This is a genomic window from Paraburkholderia sediminicola (genome assembly GCF_902859805.1).
Taxonomy (GTDB): domain Bacteria; phylum Pseudomonadota; class Gammaproteobacteria; order Burkholderiales; family Burkholderiaceae; genus Paraburkholderia; species Paraburkholderia sediminicola.
Genome location: NZ_CADIKC010000004.1, coordinates 1 through 20,027, shown reverse-complemented (window position 1 = coordinate 20,027; position 20,027 = coordinate 1). Strand labels below are relative to the sequence as shown.

Annotated in this window: 18 protein-coding genes and 1 pseudogene; 14 read left to right on the top strand and 5 right to left on the bottom strand. The window is 57.6% G+C overall.

The features are described from left to right. The first annotated feature begins 16 nt into the window (after positions 1-16). The 4 genes from R8871_RS16135 (at position 17) to R8871_RS16120 (ending at position 3,675) form a co-directional block, all read left to right on the top strand. Positions 17-490 (top strand): VOC family protein, encoded by a 474-nt coding sequence (locus tag R8871_RS16135; protein ID WP_175051348.1) that lies wholly within the window; start codon positions 17-19, stop codon positions 488-490. 18 nt (positions 491-508) lie between these two features. Next, on the top strand, positions 509-1,489 hold the full coding sequence (locus R8871_RS16130) for a fumarylacetoacetate hydrolase family protein (protein WP_175051347.1): 981 nt from the start codon (positions 509-511) through the stop codon (positions 1,487-1,489). Between the two features lie 427 nt (positions 1,490-1,916). Next, positions 1,917-3,008 carry a porin gene (locus R8871_RS16125; RefSeq protein ID WP_175051346.1) on the top strand — a complete coding sequence of 364 codons (1,092 nt, stop codon included), beginning with the start codon at positions 1,917-1,919 and terminating at the stop codon, positions 3,006-3,008. Between the two features lie 31 nt (positions 3,009-3,039). After that, positions 3,040-3,675, top strand: coding sequence for a malonic semialdehyde reductase (locus R8871_RS16120; protein ID WP_175051345.1), 636 nt, complete (start codon positions 3,040-3,042; stop codon positions 3,673-3,675). A gap of 159 nt (positions 3,676-3,834) precedes the next feature. Here the strand turns inward: R8871_RS16120 and R8871_RS16115 are convergent, their stop codons facing one another. Further along, the gene (locus R8871_RS16115) at positions 3,835-4,857 is read right to left on the bottom strand and encodes an amidohydrolase family protein (RefSeq protein ID WP_175051344.1); all 1,023 of its coding nucleotides are present in this window, start codon (positions 4,855-4,857) and stop codon (positions 3,835-3,837) included. Between the two features lie 113 nt (positions 4,858-4,970). Here R8871_RS16115 and R8871_RS16110 point away from each other — a divergent pair, with 113 nt between their 5' ends. The 5 genes from R8871_RS16110 (at position 4,971) to R8871_RS16090 (ending at position 9,856) form a co-directional block, all read left to right on the top strand. Then, a complete protein-coding gene (locus R8871_RS16110; protein ID WP_175051343.1) occupies positions 4,971-6,215 on the top strand; it encodes an acyl-CoA dehydrogenase family protein in 1,245 nt (414 codons plus the stop codon). After that, the gene (locus tag R8871_RS16105) at positions 6,172-7,143 is read left to right on the top strand and encodes a VOC family protein (protein ID WP_322789516.1); all 972 of its coding nucleotides are present in this window, start codon (positions 6,172-6,174) and stop codon (positions 7,141-7,143) included. Before R8871_RS16110 ends, R8871_RS16105 begins: the two co-directional genes overlap by 44 nt. After that, the gene (locus R8871_RS16100) at positions 7,140-7,637 is read left to right on the top strand and encodes a flavin reductase family protein (protein WP_175051342.1); all 498 of its coding nucleotides are present in this window, start codon (positions 7,140-7,142) and stop codon (positions 7,635-7,637) included. Before R8871_RS16105 ends, R8871_RS16100 begins: the two co-directional genes overlap by 4 nt. A 78-nt stretch (positions 7,638-7,715) precedes the next feature. Then, positions 7,716-8,972, top strand: coding sequence for an MFS transporter (locus R8871_RS16095; protein WP_175051773.1), 1,257 nt, complete (start codon positions 7,716-7,718; stop codon positions 8,970-8,972). Between the two features lie 20 nt (positions 8,973-8,992). After that, positions 8,993-9,856 carry a fumarylacetoacetate hydrolase family protein gene (locus tag R8871_RS16090; protein ID WP_175051341.1) on the top strand — a complete coding sequence of 288 codons (864 nt, stop codon included), beginning with the start codon at positions 8,993-8,995 and terminating at the stop codon, positions 9,854-9,856. A 106-nt stretch (positions 9,857-9,962) separates the two neighbouring features. Here R8871_RS16090 and R8871_RS16085 read toward each other — a convergent pair whose 3' ends face one another. Beyond that, positions 9,963-10,553, bottom strand: a complete 591-nt coding sequence (locus R8871_RS16085) for a MarR family winged helix-turn-helix transcriptional regulator (RefSeq protein WP_175051340.1) — start codon at positions 10,551-10,553, stop codon at positions 9,963-9,965. Between the two features lie 694 nt (positions 10,554-11,247). After that, positions 11,248-11,793 (bottom strand): tyrosine-type recombinase/integrase, encoded by a 546-nt coding sequence (locus R8871_RS38455; RefSeq protein WP_246287596.1) that lies wholly within the window; start codon positions 11,791-11,793, stop codon positions 11,248-11,250. 841 nt (positions 11,794-12,634) lie between these two features. Here R8871_RS38455 and R8871_RS38450 point away from each other — a divergent pair. Together R8871_RS38450 and R8871_RS16070 are read left to right on the top strand one after the other, a co-directional pair. After that, positions 12,635-13,549 carry a hypothetical protein gene (locus R8871_RS38450; protein WP_246287595.1) on the top strand — a complete coding sequence of 305 codons (915 nt, stop codon included), beginning with the start codon at positions 12,635-12,637 and terminating at the stop codon, positions 13,547-13,549. Between the two features lie 205 nt (positions 13,550-13,754). After that, the gene (locus R8871_RS16070) at positions 13,755-14,528 is read left to right on the top strand and encodes a hypothetical protein (protein WP_175051338.1); all 774 of its coding nucleotides are present in this window, start codon (positions 13,755-13,757) and stop codon (positions 14,526-14,528) included. Here R8871_RS16070 and R8871_RS16065 read toward each other — a convergent pair. After that, complete coding sequence (locus R8871_RS16065; protein ID WP_175051337.1) at positions 14,525-15,127, bottom strand: hypothetical protein; 603 nt, start codon at positions 15,125-15,127, stop codon at positions 14,525-14,527. The two genes, R8871_RS16070 and R8871_RS16065, sit on opposite strands and share 4 nt — an antisense overlap. Further along, entirely contained in the window at positions 15,124-15,855 is a 732-nt protein-coding gene (locus tag R8871_RS16060) for an AbiU2 domain-containing protein (protein WP_175051336.1), read from the bottom strand. The genes R8871_RS16065 and R8871_RS16060 overlap by 4 nt, the downstream gene beginning before the upstream one ends. A gap of 1,100 nt (positions 15,856-16,955) precedes the next feature. Between R8871_RS16060 and R8871_RS16055 the strand changes: the two are divergent. The 3 genes and pseudogenes from R8871_RS16055 to R8871_RS16045 form a co-directional block, all read left to right on the top strand. Continuing rightward, positions 16,956-17,153, top strand: a pseudogene (locus R8871_RS16055) (type IV toxin-antitoxin system AbiEi family antitoxin domain-containing protein); the annotation flags it as partial. Between the two features lie 34 nt (positions 17,154-17,187). Continuing rightward, a complete protein-coding gene (locus tag R8871_RS16050; protein ID WP_175051335.1) occupies positions 17,188-17,379 on the top strand; it encodes a type II toxin-antitoxin system VapB family antitoxin in 192 nt (63 codons plus the stop codon). Positions 17,380-17,451: 72 nt separating this feature from the next. Then, a complete protein-coding gene (locus R8871_RS16045; protein WP_175051334.1) occupies positions 17,452-19,599 on the top strand; it encodes an ATP-dependent nuclease in 2,148 nt (715 codons plus the stop codon). Positions 19,600-20,027 lie beyond the last annotated feature (428 nt).

Below are 20,027 nucleotides of genomic sequence, written 5' to 3'. Positions count from 1 at the left end.
ACAACGGAGACATTTTATGACGCTTGAAATCCCTGACAATGCGGTCGTACCGCTGAAAAACAGCAACGCGATCAATCGACCCTACGTGCTCGGACACGGCACGCTGGAGTGCCGTGACATTGCCGAAACGCGGCGCTTCTACGAGGAGTTCCTGGGCCTGGAAACCGTGCGCCATGCAGCCCCCGCATTCGCGTTCCGGCTGGGTTTGAAGTTCCACGTGTTCTGCGTCGAAGTGGGCGACAAGATCCATGACGTCTCGTTCCTGACCCACTGGGGACTGGACGTGCGCAGTCGTGAAGAAGTCGACGCTGCTTATCGTTCGGCGCATGAGTACAAGGATCACTACAAGATTCGCCAGATCACTGAAACGACGCTGCAACACGGCGTGTACTCCTTCTATCTGCAGGACCTCGACTACAACTGGTGGGAATTTCAGTATTACGAGGGGTTCCAGGACGAGGACATCTTCGATTTCGGCGACCGCTTCTGAATACCAGGATCTTTCGAAATGAACGACCGTTACCATCTGCTGAGTTTCAACGACGAAGGGCGGGCGCGTTCCGGCCTGCTGATTGGCGAGCGTGTTTATCCATATGGTCCGGAGCTTGGCGCGTTGCTGCAGCTCGACATGCAGGACCTGACGGTCACTGAACTTATCGGCCGTTGGGACAAATCTGGTTCGCAATTGCGCGAAGCCGTCGCTCGCATCAATGCATCGACGACATCGTTGCCGAGCCTCGCGCTCGATGCGGCAAACCTGCTGGCGCCGCTGCTACCCGGAACCATCTACGGTGCGGGCGCGAATTACTATGATCATGTCGCGGAGATGGACCGCGCGTTCAATATGCCGCCGTCACCCGATCCGCACTCGGTATCGGGATCGCCCTGGCATTTCATCAAGGCGCCCGCGTGTTCGGTGGTCACGGGTACCGGCGCGCAAGTCACGTTGCCGCCGTACAGCCGCAACGTTGATTGGGAAGCAGAGCTCGCGGTGGTAATCGGACGTCCGGCACGCAACGTCGCCGTCGAGGACGCGCTGTCATATGTTGCCGGCTACACCGTGGCCAACGATCTCTCCCTGCGCGACGTATTCGTACGCGACTACATTGGCGTGCATTCACCGTTCCACTTCGACTGGATCTCGCAGAAATGCTGGGAGGGGAGTTGTCCGCTTGGACCCTGGATCACACCAGCAGAAAACATTCCGGATGTTCAGTCACTTGGAATCCGTCTCTGGCGCAATGGCGAGTTGCGTCAGGATTCGAGCACAGCGGAAATGATCTTTAGCGTTGCCGAGCAGATCGCTTTCCTGAGTAGCCGGGTAACGCTGCACCCTGGCGACGTGATCCTGTCCGGAACGCCCGCTGGAGTCGGCATGCCGCATAAGCAGTTCATCGAGTCCGGCGACGAGATCGAAGTTTGGGTCGAAAACATTGGCACGCTCAAAAACACGTTCACGACTCACGACACCTCAAGAACGGATAGCTGAGGGGAGAAGGCAATGAAGGTTGGCTCGGCTTTCCGCCGGCGAGGGGCCGCTGGTTACGCAGCCGCCACCTTTGCCTGCTGAGCGGCAACCCAGGTTGCGGGCGATACCGTTCACGCCTTACCCTTCCTGCACTCGTAGTACGGTCGCCGCTCAGCCCTCGCGCTAAACGCCGCGCCCTGAGGCATGTCTTGCGTGATTGCCGCGAAATGTCGCTATAGCTGCACACTCACGCGCTGCGCAACAGCCACATTGAGACGCAGGCGGGCGTGTGACAGCCGATCGTGATGACACATGTTCAGACCCTTGCTGCATCTTCCTGAGATTTAAAAGATAAGTTTTCCTAATAATAAAACAAGCTTACTTGTCTGCGCTTTCCTTAGTTTTTTATAACCAGGCATTGCGCCACAAAAATGGAGATTTGATCGTCATGGAAACGAAATGGAGCGCGGCGTTGCTCGTCGCAGTGTCGGGGTTCGCGTGTGCCCAAAGCAGTGTCACGCTATATGGAATCATCGATACGGGGCTTTCGTACTACAACCACGCGACAGCCCACGGTGGATCGGAGGTTGGGGTGCCAACTCTGACTGGTGAAGTACCGTCACGCTGGGGCTTGAAGGGTATCGAGGACCTCGGCGGCGGCTACAAGGCATTCTTTGTCCTGGAGAACGGCTTTCAGCCGGGCACCGGCGCGTTGAACTATGGCGGGCGTCTCTTCGGCCGTCAGGCGAATGTGGGGATAAGCAGCGACTACGGCTCACTCACGCTCGGCCGGCAAATGAACATGACGATGTACGCGCTGACGAACGCGGACGTGATTGGCCCTTCGATTCATTCGATGGCGAGCTTCGACCCGTATCTGCCGAACTCGCGCAGCGACAATGCGATTGGTTATCTCGGCAAATTCCATGGCGTCACTGTCGGTGGTACATACAGCTTTGGTCGTGACGCGGCCGGTCCCGCGGGCCCGGCGGCGACCAATTGCGGCGGACAGGTGCCGGGCGACTTCGTTGCGTGCCGGCAATACACCGCGCTGCTTGCCTATGATTCGGCGAGTTTCGGTGTGGCAGCATCGTACGACGTGATACGCGGTGGTGCGGGCGCCTCTGCGCCGCTGAACAACAGCGCGTACACCGATACGCACAACATCGTCGACGGCTACGTGATTTTAGGTCCAACCAAGATCGGTGCTGGCTGGATCAGAAACAATCTGGCAGCCGCGACACATTTGCAGACCGATATCTTCTTCGTAGGGGCAACGTACTATGCCACGCCAGCGCTTTCCTTCGACGCTGAGGGCGTACGCAATCTGCAACGCGGACCGGCGGGAAAGAACGACTCGAGCGCGACTTTGCTGATCGGACGCGTAAATTACCTGCTGTCGAAGCGCACGATGGTGTACACGTCGGTCGGGTATATGTTCAACAGTGCGCTGGCTGCTAACCCGGTTGCAGCTGGGGGCACTGTCGAAACTGGCACGAATCAGCTTGGTGTCATGATCGGACTGCAGCAGAAGTTCTAACTTCAATTTACTGCGCTTGTCAGGAGGATTTATGAGTAACGCTATAGCGGATGTTGCGCTCGATGTTCTGTTTCGTGAGGCTCGTTCGTACCGGGCGTGGCTGGCCGAGCCCGTGTCGGACGAAATCCTGCGTGAGGTTTACAACTTGATGAGATGGGCTCCAACCAGCGCCAACGGCAATCCCGCACGGATCCTTTTCTTGCGCACCAAGGAGGCGAAGGAGCGACTGTTGCCGGCACTTGCTCCCGGGAACGTGGACAAGACAATGAGCGCTCCGGTGACCGCCATCATCGCTCACGACCTGAAATTCTACGAGAAGCTGCCGCAGCTATTGCCTCACGATCCTGGCATGCGTGACCTCTTCGCCAATGCGCCGGAACTCGTCGACGCTACGGCGAAACGCAACTCCAGCTTGCAAGGCGCTTACATGATTCTGGCTGCGCGTGCGTTAGGACTGGATTGCGGACCGATGTCGGGGTTCGACAACGCGAAGGTCGACGAGGAATTCTTTGGTGCTGGAAAGAGCGAGCCGAATTCCACTCAGGAATTTTTTCCCGAAGGTCATATTAAATCGAACTTCCTTTGCAATCTCGGGTACGGCGACAAATCAAAGCTGTTTGCGCGCTCGCCGCGCCTCGAATTCGACCAGGCCTGTACGCTTTTATAGGTCTGTTCGTCGGCCGCACAAAACCAGAAAAACCAGACTGCCGCTCGCCGTCTTGCCGGGATTTGGCCCGAAGGCGACGCGGCAGTTCTGCTCGGTAGCGTTCGATGTGGCTCCCACGTCAAACCCATGTCAAACGCTAGCCAGGTTTTCGGCAATCTGTCACTTCAGACCGAGCCATGCGGCCGCGTTTTTCCATCGTAAGGCGTCCTGCGTTGCGGCGCTCAAGCCGAGGCTGGCGACGCGCGCTGCCGGATCGGCGTCCATGATCGCAAACGGGTAGTCAGTTCCGATCATGACGCGATCCTCGCCGACGGTGTCGATGAGGGCGTGGATAGTGGTGGCGCTGTAGAGCAGATCGTCGTAATAGAGTGTCCGTGCCGCTTCGACCGGCGCTACGGGCATGACCTCCCGCAGTGCGTCCAGTGTCTCCCAGGCAAACTGCATGCGTGGCAGCAACGTCTGGATCGCACCGCCGCCGTGGCTCAGAGCAATGCGCAGGCGAGGGAATTTTTTCAGCAAGCCACCTGTGATCAACGATGCCGCGGCAAGACCAATCTCGCCGGGGAACGCGACGATCTGCTCCAGCGATGCAGGCCCAACCAGCCGGTCCATCCCGGCCGGGCGCAGCGGGTGCACGAAGATCGCCGCATTGAGTGCTTCGGCAGCCTCGAAGAACGGGAAGAAGCGTGGATCACCGATCGGCACGCCGCCCACATTGCTACCCACCTCAATCCCGGCCAACCCCAGTGTGCTGACCGCAAATTCAAGCTCCTGAATCGCGCGGTCGATGTCCTGCAGCGGCGCGGCTCCGAGTGCGCTGAAGCGGTCGGGGGCGTGGACCACCATGTTCGCCAGCGTCTCGTTCAGATAACGCGCCAGTGTTGCGCCATCCGCGGGATCAAGCCAGTACGACAGTAGCTCAGGCATCGGGGAGAGCACTTGCCGCTCAACGTCGAGCCGGTTCATGTCGGCGCGTCGGACATCGATGGCCCACGCCTGATGCGAGACCGTCCGATACACCCTCGATGACACCACCACGTGCCGGTGGCAAGCGTGGCCTTCGCGCATCGAGGGCCATAGTGCGTCTGGATGACGCCCCACGTAGGCGGGGAAGTCGTGCGGAACGACGTGGGTATGGATGTCGATGCATCCGCATGGCGAAGGCTGGCGAGGCGTGTTCATAAGGGTAACTCCTGGTATTTGCAGACCTCAAAAACAGTTGCAAAAACAACTTTAGTGAGCTTTAATTCGATCACAGATTAGTTGTTTTTGCAATAAATATGGAGGTGACAGAAATGACCACGACTTCGAGTGTTATCGAGCGACAGTCCGCATCGTTGAGCGATGCGGGATCTGACGACGCCTTGTTTGCGCGTTTGCTGGAGGCTGCTTTAGAACTGCGGCCGCTGGTCGCCAAACGCGCCCGCCAGACCGAGCAGGATCGACGCGTTTCGTCTGACGTGACGGATCTGCTCAGGGACGCGGGGCTCTACCGTGTGGTGCAGCCGCGGCGTTTTGGAGGATATGAGTTGAGCCTGGAAGCGTTGCGCCGGCTCGCGTTCGAGCTCGGTCAGGGATGCGCCTCGACCGGCTGGTGTTACGGATTGAGTGCCGCGGCGTCGTGGGTGGTCGGCATGTTTCCGGAACAGGCGCAAATCGATGTATGGGGTGAATCGCAGGACGCGCTGATTGCCTCCTGCATTGCACCGACGGGCAAGGCCACGCCAACCGAGGGCGGCTTCCGCCTGAAGGGCCGTTGGAGCTTCGGTAGCAATAGCGATAACGCTCAGTGGCTGTCGCTCGGCGCGATGGTCGAACAGCCCGAAGGGGCGCCCCCCCGGCCGATCTTCCTGTTGGTACCGCAGGGCGAATACAAGATCGTCGACACGTGGTTCACGGTGGGTCTCGCAGGCACCGGCAGCAAGGACATCCTGATCGATGAGGAAGTGTTCGTTCCTGCGCATCGCACCGTCGCGTTTTCGGAGGTGCTTGAACAGGAAGCACCGGGCGCAGACGTTCACGGTTCGGCGCTTTACCGGGTGCCTTTCCTGAGCGGCTTCCCGCCGCTGTTGGCGAACCCGGCTGTGGCGGCCTTGCGCGGCGCAATCGATGAATTCGTCGAGAGCATCGCTGCACGCTCCACGCGCGGAGCCTTTACGGGTGGCGGCGCTTCGATCGCCCAGTTCGGGCATGTCCAGTCCGCGGTGGCGCAGGCCGAAGCTGCGGTCGACGCCGCACAACTCATTTTGCAACGTGACCTGCAACAGATTACCGAGTGGGTGGACGGCGGCCTCAAGTTGAGCAAGGAGCAACGCATCACGCTACGGCGCGGCCACGCATACGCAGTGCATCTATGTGTTGACGCCATCAACGGACTGTACGACGTAGTAGGGGGAACGGGCATCCAGTTGGACAGCGGCATCCAGCGTGCGTGGCGCGATATCAACGCCGTTGCGCACCACATCAGCGTCAACTGGCACGCGGTGTCCACGATGTATGGGCAGATGCGGCTCGGCCTGCCGCCGCGCGGCCAGTACTGAAGGGGAGGGTGTAATGGTCCGATACGGGAAGCTGGGGCGCGTGGAACTTAACGTGACTCATCTGGAAAAATCGCGCCGGTTCTATGAAGAAGTGGTGGGGCTCCAATACGTAGACACGGGTGTCGATGGCGAGATCCGGTTGCGCTGCGATCACGATCACCATAACGTGGTGTTGCATGCGGCACCGGAAGCAGGGCTGCGGTGCGCCGGTTTCGTGCTGGAGGATGTGGCGCAGTTCAAGCCGCTGATCGAACGGCTGACGCGCGCCGGCCTCGAAGTGCACGAAACGGCGACGAAGATCTGCCGGGAACGGGCGCAGTTGCGGGCCATACGGGTATTCGAACCGCTGATCGGTGCAACGGTAGAGTTTTACGTCCCGTTGCCAGACGTGGAGCGTCCATTCCGGCCATCGGTCACGCGCATCCAGCGGATCGGGCATGTCGTCTTCAACACCCCTGATGCGGCGCGTGCTATCGAATTCTGGCGCGATGTACTGAATTTCCGGGAGTCGGACTCGATCGGTGAATTCGTCACCTTCATGCGTGTCTGGCCAAACCCCTATCACCACGGAATAGGTATCGCACGCTTCGATCGCCACTGTCTGCACCACGTCAATTACATGGTGACGGAGATTGATGACATCGGTAAAGCGCTAACGCGCCTGAAGACTGCGAACTCCGACGTGGTGTTTGGACCTGGCCGGCATCCCGCTTCCGACAGCGTCTTTCTGTATTTCCTTGACCCCGATGGATTGACCATGGAGTACAGCTTCGGGATGGAAACATTTACTGAAGCCCATCCGCGTGAGCCACGGCGGATGGAGCCGTCTCCCAGCAATCTCGACTCCTGGGGTTCCGTGCGCGATCCGCGCTGTTTCACGGGTGCCGGTGCGAACACCACGCCCACTTTGACAGGACAAAAATCATGAGCGCAGTCTCTATCGATGGCCGCGAACTCCGCAACGCAATGGGACGTTTTGCGACGGGTGTTTGTGTTGTCACGACGCGTACCGAGGACGGCCGGCAGGCGGCACTCACTGTCAATTCGTTTTGTTCAGTTTCGCTCGATCCACCGCTGGTGGCGTGGTATCTGAATGACAGGTCGCCCAGCCTGCCGTTGTTCAGGGAATCGGGATATTTCGCCGTGCATGTCCTGGCCGCCGACCAGCAGGACCTCGCGACGCACTTTGCGAGGTTCGCGGAAGACAAGTTCGCGCCGTTCGGCGAACGCTTGCAGGCGGGGCTCGGCGACGTGCCGGTGCTCGGCGACGTACTGGCCTGCTTCGAATGCAAGACGTCGCGCATCGAGCCTTACGGCGACCACGTCATGATTCTGGGCCACGTCGAGCGTTTCGCGTACGGCAGTGAATCGCCGCTGCTGTTCCATGCCGGCCGCTTCCTTGAGCACAGTGCCGCCGCATGACAGCGAACCCGGATTCGCCGCCACGGGTCGGTGGATACCCGAAGACAACAAAGACAACTGGAGACGATCGTGCAATGGATGTTCAGAAGCCGCTGGTGGATCGTGTTTGGCTCGCTCCTTGGACTGACGGTCGGTAACGTCACCGTCCTGCAGTTTTCGACATCGGTGCTGATGAAACCCATCATGGCCGAGTTCGGCTGGAATCGCAGCGTGATGTCCGTCGCAGTCATGCTGGGGTCGATCTTCGCCGCGATCGCCACTCCCGTCGCCGGCAGGCTGATCGATAGGCGAGGAATCAGGCGGGTCACGCTGATTGCCATTGCGCTCTTTGCGCTGGCGATCGCCGCCATGTCGCTGGCGCCGGCCATTCCCGCGGCATTTGCGGCCATGTTCGCGGTGATGGGCCTGTTTAGCGGCGGACAGGCGCCGCTGCCTTATGCCAAAGCGATCGCCGCGGCATTCGATCGGCGGCGCGGTCTCGCAATGGGCATCGCCATGACGGGCGTAGGTCTGGGTGCCGCACTCGTGCCTCGGCTCACGCAGTTTTATCTCGACAGGTTCGGATGGCGAGGCGCGTACGTCGCGATCGGCCTGACGGTGTTCGTCATTGCGTTTCTCGCAGTCGGGCTGTTCATCCGCGATCCAGCTGGCGCGCCTGACATAACGGAGGCGCACGAGCACGGCCCCGGCTTGCCAGGGCTCGAAGCGGGTGAGGCCGTGCGCAACCAGGATTTCTGGAAGCTCGCGGTGGTGTTCCTGTGCATTCCAATCGTTGTCAACGGCACCGTCGTGCACCTTGTGCCGTTGCTGACTGACCGTGGCATTCCGGCGGGCCAGGCGGTAGCCGTGTTTTCGGGCATGGGGGCGTCGTTGATCGCAGGGCGTCTGTTGTGCGGTTTTCTGCTCGACCGGTTTTTCGGCCCTTACGTCGCGATCGCGTTCGTGATCCTGCCGGCCATAGGTGTGATTGCACTGCTGGCCAGTGCCGACGTATCGCTCACGACAATCGGTGCAGTGCTGGTCGGCCTCGGCATGGGCGCGGAAGTGGATCTCATTGCGTATCTGCAGAGTCGATATTTCGGACTGCGCGCGTTTGGACAGATCTACGGCTATCTGTTCGCAGTGTTCACTGTCGGAACCGGACTCGGGCCTTTCGCGATGGGCGCTGCCTACGATGCCACGGGCTCCTACCGCCCCGCGTTGATAGCGTTTGTGGCTGTGCTCATCTGCGCCGGATGGCTGTTGCTGAGACTGCCGCGCAGTTATCCGTATCCCGTTCAGGCTCCTGCACACGGCGACACATCAGAAGATCCACCGCGTACGCGCCTGGCCTAATCCACTTACTTTTGATATCTATGAAACTCGTTACTTACCAACACCACGCAAACATTTCGATCGGCAAGGTGGACGGCGATCTTGTGATTGACCTGCCACGCAACGATCCGAGCTTGCCCGCCACCATGAAGGCGTTGCTCGAGGCCGGTCCGCAAGCAATCGCGCGTGCACGCGCTGTGCAGGCCGGCCACGCCGTTGCGCTGTCGGAGGTCACACTGCTTGCTCCGTTGCCGAATCCGTCCAAATACCTTGCGATCGGCATGAACTATCGGAAGCATGTGGCGGAGGCGGCCAAGGTCGGAGTGCAAACGCCACCCACCCAGGTCTGGTTCAACAAGCAGGTTTCCTGTATCAACGGCCCGTTCGGCGATGTGCACCTTCCGGCAGTGTCGAATCAGCTCGATTACGAAGTCGAACTGTGCGTGGTGATCGGCCAGCGCTGCCGGCACGTGAGCCGCGAAGCAGCGAGCTCGGTTATCGCGGGCTTTATGGTGTGCAACGACGTGTCGGTGCGCGACTGGCAACTGGCCACGCAAACGATGACGATTGGCAAGTCATTCGACACCTGTGGGCCCACCGGTCCATGGATCGTCACCCCCGACGAACTTGGTGACCCACACGCCCTGCGTTTGCAGATGTGGGTGAACGGAGAGCTGCGTCAGGACGATATGACCGGCGCAATGATCCACGATATCTACGACCAGATTGCTCATCTTTCCACCGCCTTTACGCTCGAACCGGGTGATCTGCTGGCGACGGGCACGCCGTCGGGCGTGGGCGTCGCGATGAATCCTCCGGTGTACTTGAGAGCAGGCGATGTGATGCGGGCCGAAATAGAAGGAATCGGTTCAATTACCAATCGCGTCATTGCCGAACCGATGTGAAGCAGCCGCGTACGCTGAAATCGGCGGTGTCGTCGCTCAACTTTCAGATAAGACGAGATCGCCCGCATGAACCACGAAGCCGGGCAGGGCGTGTGCGGTATTAGTCTTAGTCGGGCGCTTTGCTGCCCGCTTCACGTCGGCGTACGCGACGTGCGACGGCGAGCTTACGATTGACTGCGGGCGCGTCTTCGCAGTTATCGACAAGATTGGAGTAGACCGCCCGGAGGGTATTGAGCGTGATTTCCAGTTCGCGCGCCGATACGCCCTTTACTGACGCGCGTTCGATTTGCCAGGCGCGTGGTGCGAGTTCGCTGACGATGTCAGCGCCTTCGGACGTCAGGGACAGACGGATCGTCCGGCGGTCGGAGGCCGACTCGCTACGGCAGATATAGCCCTTTGTCTCGAGGGCGCTCACAGCGCGTGAAAGATAGGATAGTTCAGACCCGGTGCGACTTGCGAGATCGGACAATGTTTGATTGTCTTCGTGGCGGAGCGCCGCGAGTACGCGCCAACCCTGAAGGTTGATCGCGTAGGACTTGAGGTCGTCGCTAAAGCGTGCGGCGATGATGCTCGCCGCGAGATTAAGCAGATATCCGACCGAGTTGTCGAGGTCGTGATCGGGACGTTCCGCAGGTAACGGCTGCGTACTCCGTTTTCGGGCGAGCGGCTGACGCGTAGTGGGATCGGAAGTGGTCATGAATCGCGTTCGTCGGTTGGATTCGAATCTGAATGATAGCTTAAGCTACTGTTTTTTAGGAGCTGGCGTGTGCAATTAAAGGTGATGTTATGTAGCTGCGTGCGATGTTGATTGCGTGGCGTGGGTTGCAAGAATCAGGCGTCGTGTCTGCTGTGTCGTCAGACTGAGCCGCTGCGTAGCGCGCCACGCTTGAGCCTGCCGTCGGCAACATCCTGAATGACCTTGAACCGGTCGAGTTCGCGCATGTTCAATGTCACCAGTGCAGCTGCATGCATCGCCGACTCCGCAGTCCCACGAGGAACCGGCAAGCATACAGAGCTCCAAACACGACATTTCTAAATGGCTAGAACACGACATTTCTATAAAGCTACTATACACAAACTGTTGATAATTTATCTTATGTCAAATAGAAAATATCCGATGACACCATCACACAGGTCCGGTCCAAGCATCCGCCATCAGCATCCCCCCGACTCATATAAGTGCTCGAGAGCAAAACTCTGTTGAAAAGACCAAAATTGAGCCGTTTTGGTATTTCGACATATCATTGCTCGGCGAATCGTTTTTCAACATATTATTGCCGGGCCGGTTTAGCTTCCTACCTTTCAACATAGTTTTGCTCCCAAGAGTCCTTACTCACATGTCAGCCTGCAGGCCGTTACTCTAGGCTTGCGCTGGGACTGATAGGCACGATTCAATGCCCATCTTTCCATTGCTGCCACGCGTGCTTCATTCGCTCCGCCGTCAATATGGTCTCAAAACCGAGTGCGGACGCAACCTCGCGCGTCGTGTGACCCGACTCAAAGAGCTCTGCCATGAAGCTGTTGCGCAATGTTTGGGGACTCGTCCGCTCCGTGCGCGAGTCGGACAACCCGCTTGCACATACGATCAATGCCGTATTCCTCAAAGGTGTGATCGGGTGTAATCGTCCGCCATATTGGTGCGCAGGAAAGAGGAACTCTGACTGATCGCCGCCATCGCGAGTCAATTCCAATCCCGTCATCCGCTCGGCCATCCAGTGCCTCAAGATCCTCACGGCAAATGGCGCAGGCAAGACGCGGCGCGAATACTGCGACCTAGGTACACCGATCTCCACCCATGCGTCTTGATCGGTTTCCGCCATACAGTGAACAGTTAGACGCGTGGCCTCGGCGACTTTCAGACCGGCCCCAAGAAATGTCGCTACTAAGGCTCTGTTACGGAGTTCTCGCCATCTGTCCTCCGGTGCCATCTTGTCCATGGGGCTCTGCAGATACCGGATCAGGACCCCGCGTTCCGCAGGCGTAAGAAAGCTAGTCGGCAAGTTGCCGGCCACCCTCGTCCATTCTGCCTCAGGCTCTTGATGCTCAAGGGCGGCAGGATTGACATAGCCCGTGGATGGATTCCCATCATGTATTGCGGCGAAGACTCGTTCAAGCAGCTGTCTGTACCTCTCTCTCTGATCTCTATTTTCCGAGTGCAGACTGCTCAAGAACGAACTTACGTCAGTGGCGGTGACTTCTGTTAGCCGGCGCCCCCTCTCCTGGTTGTACTTTACAAAGCGGCGCCACTGGACCGTATAAACCTCCAGGGACGAGCTCTTGAAATCGGTCCCTCCCCGTCCGTCAACTCTGACCAGCCAATTTCTGAAAGCCTGTTCGGGATAAGCATCCCAGACGGACGGATCGGATCGCATGAGATCGAGTGTGTCGGCGTTGCCATGGGGCCGGAGGCTGCAGTTGATCAGCGAACGCTAGCAGTCATCAGATATCGGCTGACGGAGATCAGCCTGTGCTGTCGGTCAAGCAAGATTAAGCCGCTATTGCGCTGCAATCCTTGATGGTCGACGACGAAAACCCAGTTGACCACGGCATTTACGGCCTTTGGCTGCCTCACAACAGTATTTCGTGCATGCGGCTATTCGTCTAACTGCGGTCGTCGTAGCCCATAGCGTGGTCAGACGCGTCGATGGGGCATGCTATCGTCGAACAGCCTAACCAGGATATTCTTGATAACCAGTCTATCTCGAACTGGCCTGATTAGGCGGTTGTGTGGCCTTCCGGCCGGTGGCCGCCACTGTTTCGAGTCAAGGAGGATCAACGATGTCGTCGCTTGACTTCGTCGAAATTACCAGTAGAGGCGAGATTCCCTTCGTCGCAATGGGTCACGTGAACGTTCAGGAGGTGGTCGCCGCAGAGCCACCTCGCGGCGCGCGACTGCGGGTATTCTCGCATCGGTTGCCTGGGCAACCGTCAGTTTCCTTTTCCTTGGCCTGTGTGTTCATCTCCATCGTGCGCCACATGGCCAGCCCTGATTCCGAGGTCCGGAATTATTTGACGCATTCGGACTGCGACATCGCGCGTGGGAAACATCTGCTGTTCTTTCGCGCCAAGGCCGGCGGTACTGAACGAGTTGAACCCATGGCTGTCTGCAATTGGAGCGACGTCGGGTCGCTCTGGGGGGACAGTTTTGACCGTGCGCTCTGGATTGCCGTCGAGGGGCCTCACCGCGACGTTTTGAAACTCCTCGACTCAATTCGCGAACAGGAGCAGGACTGTACCCCAGTCTCAGCTGAAGCCTCACCCCCAGCCGCAGACGACGCTCATCAGGCCGCTATCGATTTTCGCAATAAATTGTTGGCCAAGAACTGGCCGGACGGCAAACGCGTGGCTGAAATCGCTGGCAGCGGCTCGGCTAGTAACCCCCATCAGTACGCAACGCGGCTGCGGTCAAACGGAGCCCTTCTTGGAGTATGGGTGGCAGCAGAGCGGACCTATCGGCATCCGGACTTCCAATTCGATGCACACGGGACGATACGTCCAGACGTTGCCAGTTTGTTGAAGGTCCTGCCCAGCAACGGCGAAGATCCGAATGGCTGGCGCCGTGCATTTTGGCTCTATTCTCCCCATGCGATGCTTGACGGCGAAACACCGGCGGCGGTCTTTGCTCGCGCCCCACAGCAAGTAGTGGAAGTGGCAAAGAGGGAATTCTGCGAAGATCCGAGCGCACACTGGTGAGAACGACGTCCTACACGGATCGAGTTCGGGGTAATTAAAGCGGGGGACCTACTGGCACTTCTACCGTCGTCGATCGTCCGCTCGTGGCCGCACCGTTCCGAGGCAGCCCTTGATCAATTGCTGAACGCGGTAGATATACATCCGTGCGGTTTTCGTTTGTCAAATGCAGGAGTGGTAGATTTGCCAAACCACATAGGAGACCAGCATGGGGAAGCTCCAGCTTGAGCACTTCGAAATCTCTCACGATGTATGGAATGCGGAGTCAGAAGAGACACGCTATGCCGTGCTCCTGCTTGGACACATCTTCAACGAGGTGATGACCCTACAGAAGCTGGCGATAGTCTCTACACCCCATCCGGGCGATCCTGAAACGCCGGAGAAAATAGGCCGGGTTTCACGGACGCTGTTCATAACCCGCATGCTTAGCGGCAAGCTGCACGAAGCGAAAGAGCGAATCAACAAGCCCGAAATGAACAGTTTCCTGCGCGAACGGTGCTATCCGCACATGCCGAACGGCATGGGTGAAACACTAAAACGCACATTCAACAAGATGGCAGGCGACTGCAAATGGCTATCGGATGCACGAAACTCGCATGCCATGCACTATCCAAGCCTCAACGATTTTCGGCCAGCGATGGAACAGATGATGACTAAGGATAGCAGCTATGTGTTCCTCAGGGGCCGCGTTGCAGGGAACTACCTATATCAGACGTCTGCGGAAGTCGCAGTTCAGGCCTATCACATGGAGTCGGACGATGAATGGACCGAGGCCGTACGGAAGATGACGAACACCGTTAATGAGCTTTCGGCTGCGCTCGTGGAATTCATCGTTGAGAATTTGAATGCTTATCTCGGAAGTCTGTACGCGAAGCACAAGGACACACAAGCGAAAATAGAAAGTGCCGAGCCGTTCGACGCTCCGCCAATACGCGGATTCCATCTGCCTTACTTCTACACCACAGATGCCCCACCCGCTTAATCATCGTCGGTAGGTGGAACGGTAGCCTTGACTACCACAGAGAACGCTGTGATCTCACCCCAATCGGGAAACTGGTCGCCCTGCTGCAACCACATGTGGCGGGCAGCATTGTGCATCTCTAGCAAGAACCGATGGTAGCGTGTGAAGAAGTCGGAAAGACTCAACGTATAGCGATGGTGCTTGGCGTGACCGTTTGTCGTGTTGCGAGCCGTACGAAACGCCTTCGCGAACTCAATCAGCACCGGGAGGGGTTCGAAAGGGCGTGCGCCGAAGGCATGTTGGTTGTATGCCTGCCGCCTCACTCGTATGGCTCGATCAGCATGAGAAGCAATCAGTCGGTCGGCTTCATCGTTCTTCGGCTGAAATGACGTGTCGTGAAAGTCTCGCTGCGCACATGCGATGTTGAACTCGTACAGATGATGGATGAACCGGGCGTAGGCGTTATAGGTTGCGTAGGACAAGCGCCTATCATCGCCCGTCGCCATCATCTGCTCACGCAAGCGTGCGAACTCGTGCAAAGCATCATCGCAACGAAGATACTCGTGACTGATCGTCGCGCACAAGGCGCGGTCTGTATCATCTCCCGCCGTGAACTTCATTGTTCGACTCCTGTCGAGTCGAACGGTGCTCGATAGCTAGGATGCCCCGGAGTGGATTCACCTCTCACACTCTCCCAAAAGAACCGGGCATAGGTTTCGTAGACGCCTTGCGTATCGTTCATATCGAGTGCCGTAGCGTGAACGGCATGAAGCAAGCACTCCACGATAGTGCGGGTGTCTCGATAGAAAGCCTCGATTTCGTCGTCCCTTGCGTCTTTGCCCTTCACACGTTGGGGTGCGAGTTGGTTATGAGCCAGCATCGTGTTTCTGAGCACATGTAGATGTTGCATGACGTGCGAGGCTTCGCCCTTCTTCCAGTACTTGTCGAACAGATCGCCCGCTTTCTTGATGTAATCAGTACAGGAACCGGCAATATGCTCGGCCAGTATCTTGTCGAATGCTTTCGAACCCGTGCGGTCCTTTGTGCGCTTCTCAATCAGCGCATCGAGAACAGCGGGGATGCGCAACGCTTCGAAGGTACGCCGGAGACTCAAAGATTTTTGCTGATCGTCCCAGACTCGCAGCAGGGCCAAAAGCATTTCACGCCGTAAAGCCTGCCGAATCACTACGAAGGTTCCCGCCGCGAACGAATTCCCCATGCGCTTGTGCAGTTCTTCGTCGTATGCCATGGGTCGCCACGACTCATGAAAAGCAATCGCCCTGCTCGCCTCATCCATGGCGGCATTAACTTGCGCTTCTATCTCGGCAATGACCTTGGCGGAATCCATTTCGGTGTCTGGTCGTGGGACTGATGCAATCATAAGCCATGCTGGAGTTGCCCCCGTAACTCAGAGTTGCTTCTGAGCAATTCACAAGTTGGCTACTGGAGTCACAACGTCTCAAGAATAGCGTGCGTTTTGCGCTCACTAAAGGCGCCCAGCCCGGTTCGTCCAGACAGCGTTACACTGAGATCTGCAGCTTTTTATCTACAGTGGACTGTACGCGGAATCACTGATGATCCGCATGCGGCATGTGCGAGGAGTTCAAGATGGCTGACAATAAATTGACACCTGTGTCAGGCCACCACATTCGGGCAATTCTTGACGAATTGCGCTCGGACGTCGATACGGCCTTCTCCGACCTTGAAAGTAATCCCAGCTCGCAAAGCGGCCGAAGACGTGTGATCAATGCAGCGATCTCCTATTTGGAGGCAGCTTGCATACTAATCGATCAGGTGGCACAGGATCGATGTATGAAGCGACCTATTAATATTTACGAGAGGGAAGCTTTCGCCGTTCCCGAACCCGAGAGCGAGGAGCGGAGTATAAGCAGAACGCTTCTATCTGCAGCAAGGGTATCTCGCCTAGACACACAAAGCTTCTCTCCCGGTCGCAACATCTCCGAGGCGCTGGTCAGTGTAGCCACCCTACGTGCAAGGCTGCTGGCGCCTCGCACACTGTCCAGTCTAGAAATCACGAAGCACGAGTTACAGAGCACTTCGACCATTGTCACTTGGGTACACGCGAAGGCACACCAACTATTGACGGTTGCGTCCGAGAGCCCTGCGCAAGAGCTCAAGCGGAGACGCAGACTCCGCGAAGTCTATGACTTGAGACATTAAGGGTAGGCGCTACGGTCTCCGTAAGTAAGCCGCACGTGGTGACAGGCAGCCAACTCACGAATCCCCCGATTCCGCCGCGTCCGGACGTCGGAATCTGGTTCGGGCGCGCCAAAATTTCGCTCACTTTGCTTATACATAACATAACTTAAGAGACGTGACGATAAGCCACTTCGGCCGTCTGACGCCCTGCCTCAGCTCGTTGTGCGAGCCTTACCTTTGTTGGACGATCGAGCATGAGCCATGTTGCACGTGGTGAAGTGGGCGACGCGCAACCTACGCCACGACGTGCTGGACGAGTTTTTGAGCCACTGCCACCGCGTGAAGGTTGTCAGGCTCGTGCACGACCTCGGGCTTGAGGCCGATTTTTCGTGGGCTCGGGGAATTCAGAAGCATGTAGACCGTCTCGGCGCCGGCAAAAGATGGTCGAATCAGACAAAAAATGGCCGGATAACACTCAAGCCATGACGGCCACCCGCCAACCCAGCAAAGGACAAATGCCATGCGCACAACCATCAACATCGACAACCACCTCATGTCCGACGCTCTCGCCGCCACCGGCCTAAAGACAAAGCGCGAAGTGGTCGAATATGCCCTACAAAAGATCATTCAACTCAAGCGCCAAGAAAACATCCGCAACCTGCGCGGCAAGATCAAATGGCAGGGAAACCTCGACGAAACCAGAACCGACTGACCACCCTACTATCTAACAGCTAGCCGTTAGGTAACAACCAATATTAAACAACCGCCACGCGAAGGGGTGACCATGCAACTGGATGAAGTAAAAATAACGAATTTCAAGGGCTTACAGAATGTCTCGTTCAGACCGACGGCGTTCGCCTGCCTGGTCGGCGAAAACAATGCCGGAAAATCTTCTGTCCTACAGGCCATCGTCTACGCCCTGAATCGTCCCGCGCAGTTACCAGAAAACCTGTTCTACGATCCAGCAACCCCGGTGGAATTCACGCTCCGGTTCGTTGACGTGACCGTTCGCGATCTTGCCCGCCTTGCGCCGGAACATCGCGACCGAATTGTACCAATTGTAATAAATGGCGTGCTTACGCTCATCGTTCGTTACGTTCTCGGCCAGAAAGTGGATGTACGCGTTATCAGGCTATTTCCGAGAGATGTACGCTACCGTTCAGAAGCAATTGATGTCGCGTTCGCTGGCTCCCGAGGCGCGGCTGTGCTCGAAATTCTGCAACAGCAGTACCCTGAGTTTGCTGACGAAGCAGACGCGATCCGGACGATTGCTGCAGCAAAGGCGCACGTTGCGAATCAAGTATCGCGCTTACCCATCGAGTCGTTCGTTGAGGAAGATGGGCCGTTGCCGTCAGGAATCGCCACTTCCATCTCCACCCTGCTTCCCGAGGCAATCTACATCCCGGCGGTTAAGAATCTCACGGACGACCTGAAAACGACGCAATCGACGCCGTTCGGTCGCCTCCTGGGACTGCTGCTTGAAGACCTCGAACCGAGTCTTGCACAGATCAACGATGCACTGCTGCAGCTCGACCGCATTTTCAATCGCGTTGCCGCTGGCGAGGCGGATGTTGACAATCGACATCAATGTGTACGCGATCTTGAAGGCCTCGTTGAATCAATGTTGGCTCAGAATTTCCCCAGAGCCAGAATCGAACTTCGCATCCCGCCTCCAGAGCTGAAGACGATCCTCAGTTCCGCGCAAATTTACATCGATGACGGGTCACGTGACCTTATCGACAATAAGGGAGACGGAATCAAGCGATCGCTGACTTTCGCGCTTCTGCAGGCGTATGTCCATCAGTTGGAGTTGCGGCGCCAGCGGCAGCAGGAAAATCAGGAGCAGCAAGCGCAACAGGCCGGTGGAGTCGTTGTCCCCGCACACCAGCCGCTCCTTTTTCTTTTTGAAGAGCCTGAGCTCTATCTCCATCCGAAGTCGCAGAGGACCTTATTTGCGACCTTGGCGCGAATTTCAGCGGCTCACCAGGTGATGGTGACGACACACTCACCGCTTTTCTTTGAACCCGGGGTGACGGCGGCATTCGTGCGCGTGTCAAAAGAGGACCGTGCTCCAAACAAGCCGGTAGGCCGCCTCTACCCAGTGAACTTTCTACTTGACCAAGCCCTAGCAGAAACCTTCCGTCTCGCGCGGTTCGAAAACGCCGACGCTGCGTTCTTCAGTCGGCGCATCGTGCTGTTTGAGGGTGAATCGGACGATGCGTACTGCCGGCACGTCGCCAAACTCATGAACCCCCAATGGGATTTCAACGAGAAAAACGTGGCCATGGTGCGCGTCTCGGGCAAGGGAAACTTTTCGAAGTTCCGGGATTTCTTTTCCGCTTTTGGAATTGAAGTAAAACTGGTTGCAGACTTGGATGCGCTCTTCGACGGCTATCAACACCTTGGCGGTAGCCGCGCGGCCGAAGCCATCAGGGGCGCCGTCCTGCAAGCGGTTGACGCGCGGATTAACGCAGCCGAAATCAAGGCTGAGCCAAGCAAAAGACAGATTCAGTCGCGCGTCAATCAGGATTCATGGCGAAACAGATACGAAGCAGCAAAGACTACGCTGAGGACGATGCAGCAAACAAGAGTCATCGATGACGCTGCGCTCGCAAGCCTGGATGAACTGTTTACCTGGGAACAAAATATCGCGCGTGTCCGGGCATGCATGGAAGACGCCTTGGCAGCAGCGGCCCTTGTACCGTTGCTCGACGCTCTTAGACATGAAGGAATTTGCGTGCTCGCTAGGGGCGCTATCGAAGACTACTATCCCGCGAATGCCCCAATATCTGGACCGAAACCCGAGCGCGCGCTGGCTGCAGCGACAATCGTGGAAACGGCCGAAGACGCTGGCGGACTGTGCGCACCGCTTGGCCACGGACGCGAAAGTGAACTGCACGAGGTCTTCGATGAGCTATTTCGCGGCATCTGAAATGTTGTCGGCGGGGGCGCGGCGGCCGCGCGCCTCTACTCATTACAAGCAAAATCCGTCGAACATCGTCAGTCGGCCAGTAGCCAAGCAGTCAGCTCACAGAGAACGATGCAGCTATTGATCCGGATTGGGAGGGCCGCCAGGACGAGGTAGCCTGCCTAACCAGCTTCGCTACCTCAATCAGTAAAGACGTCGGGATTTTTCTTCCAGTCGTCCCAAGTCGTCCCTGCGTTGTCTGTAAGCGCGCAATTGACGACGCGGCTTGAGCTTCTGGGGGGCATACGCATTAGGCCAATCCGAGTGGCCTCGCACAGAATACCCCCGGCGTCATAGTAGTTGTCGCCTCTGAATTTCTTTATCAAGAAGAGTCAGAGGTGCAGGTTGAAGGCGAAACAAATGTATTCTGTCGAGTTCAAGGAGCAGGCGCT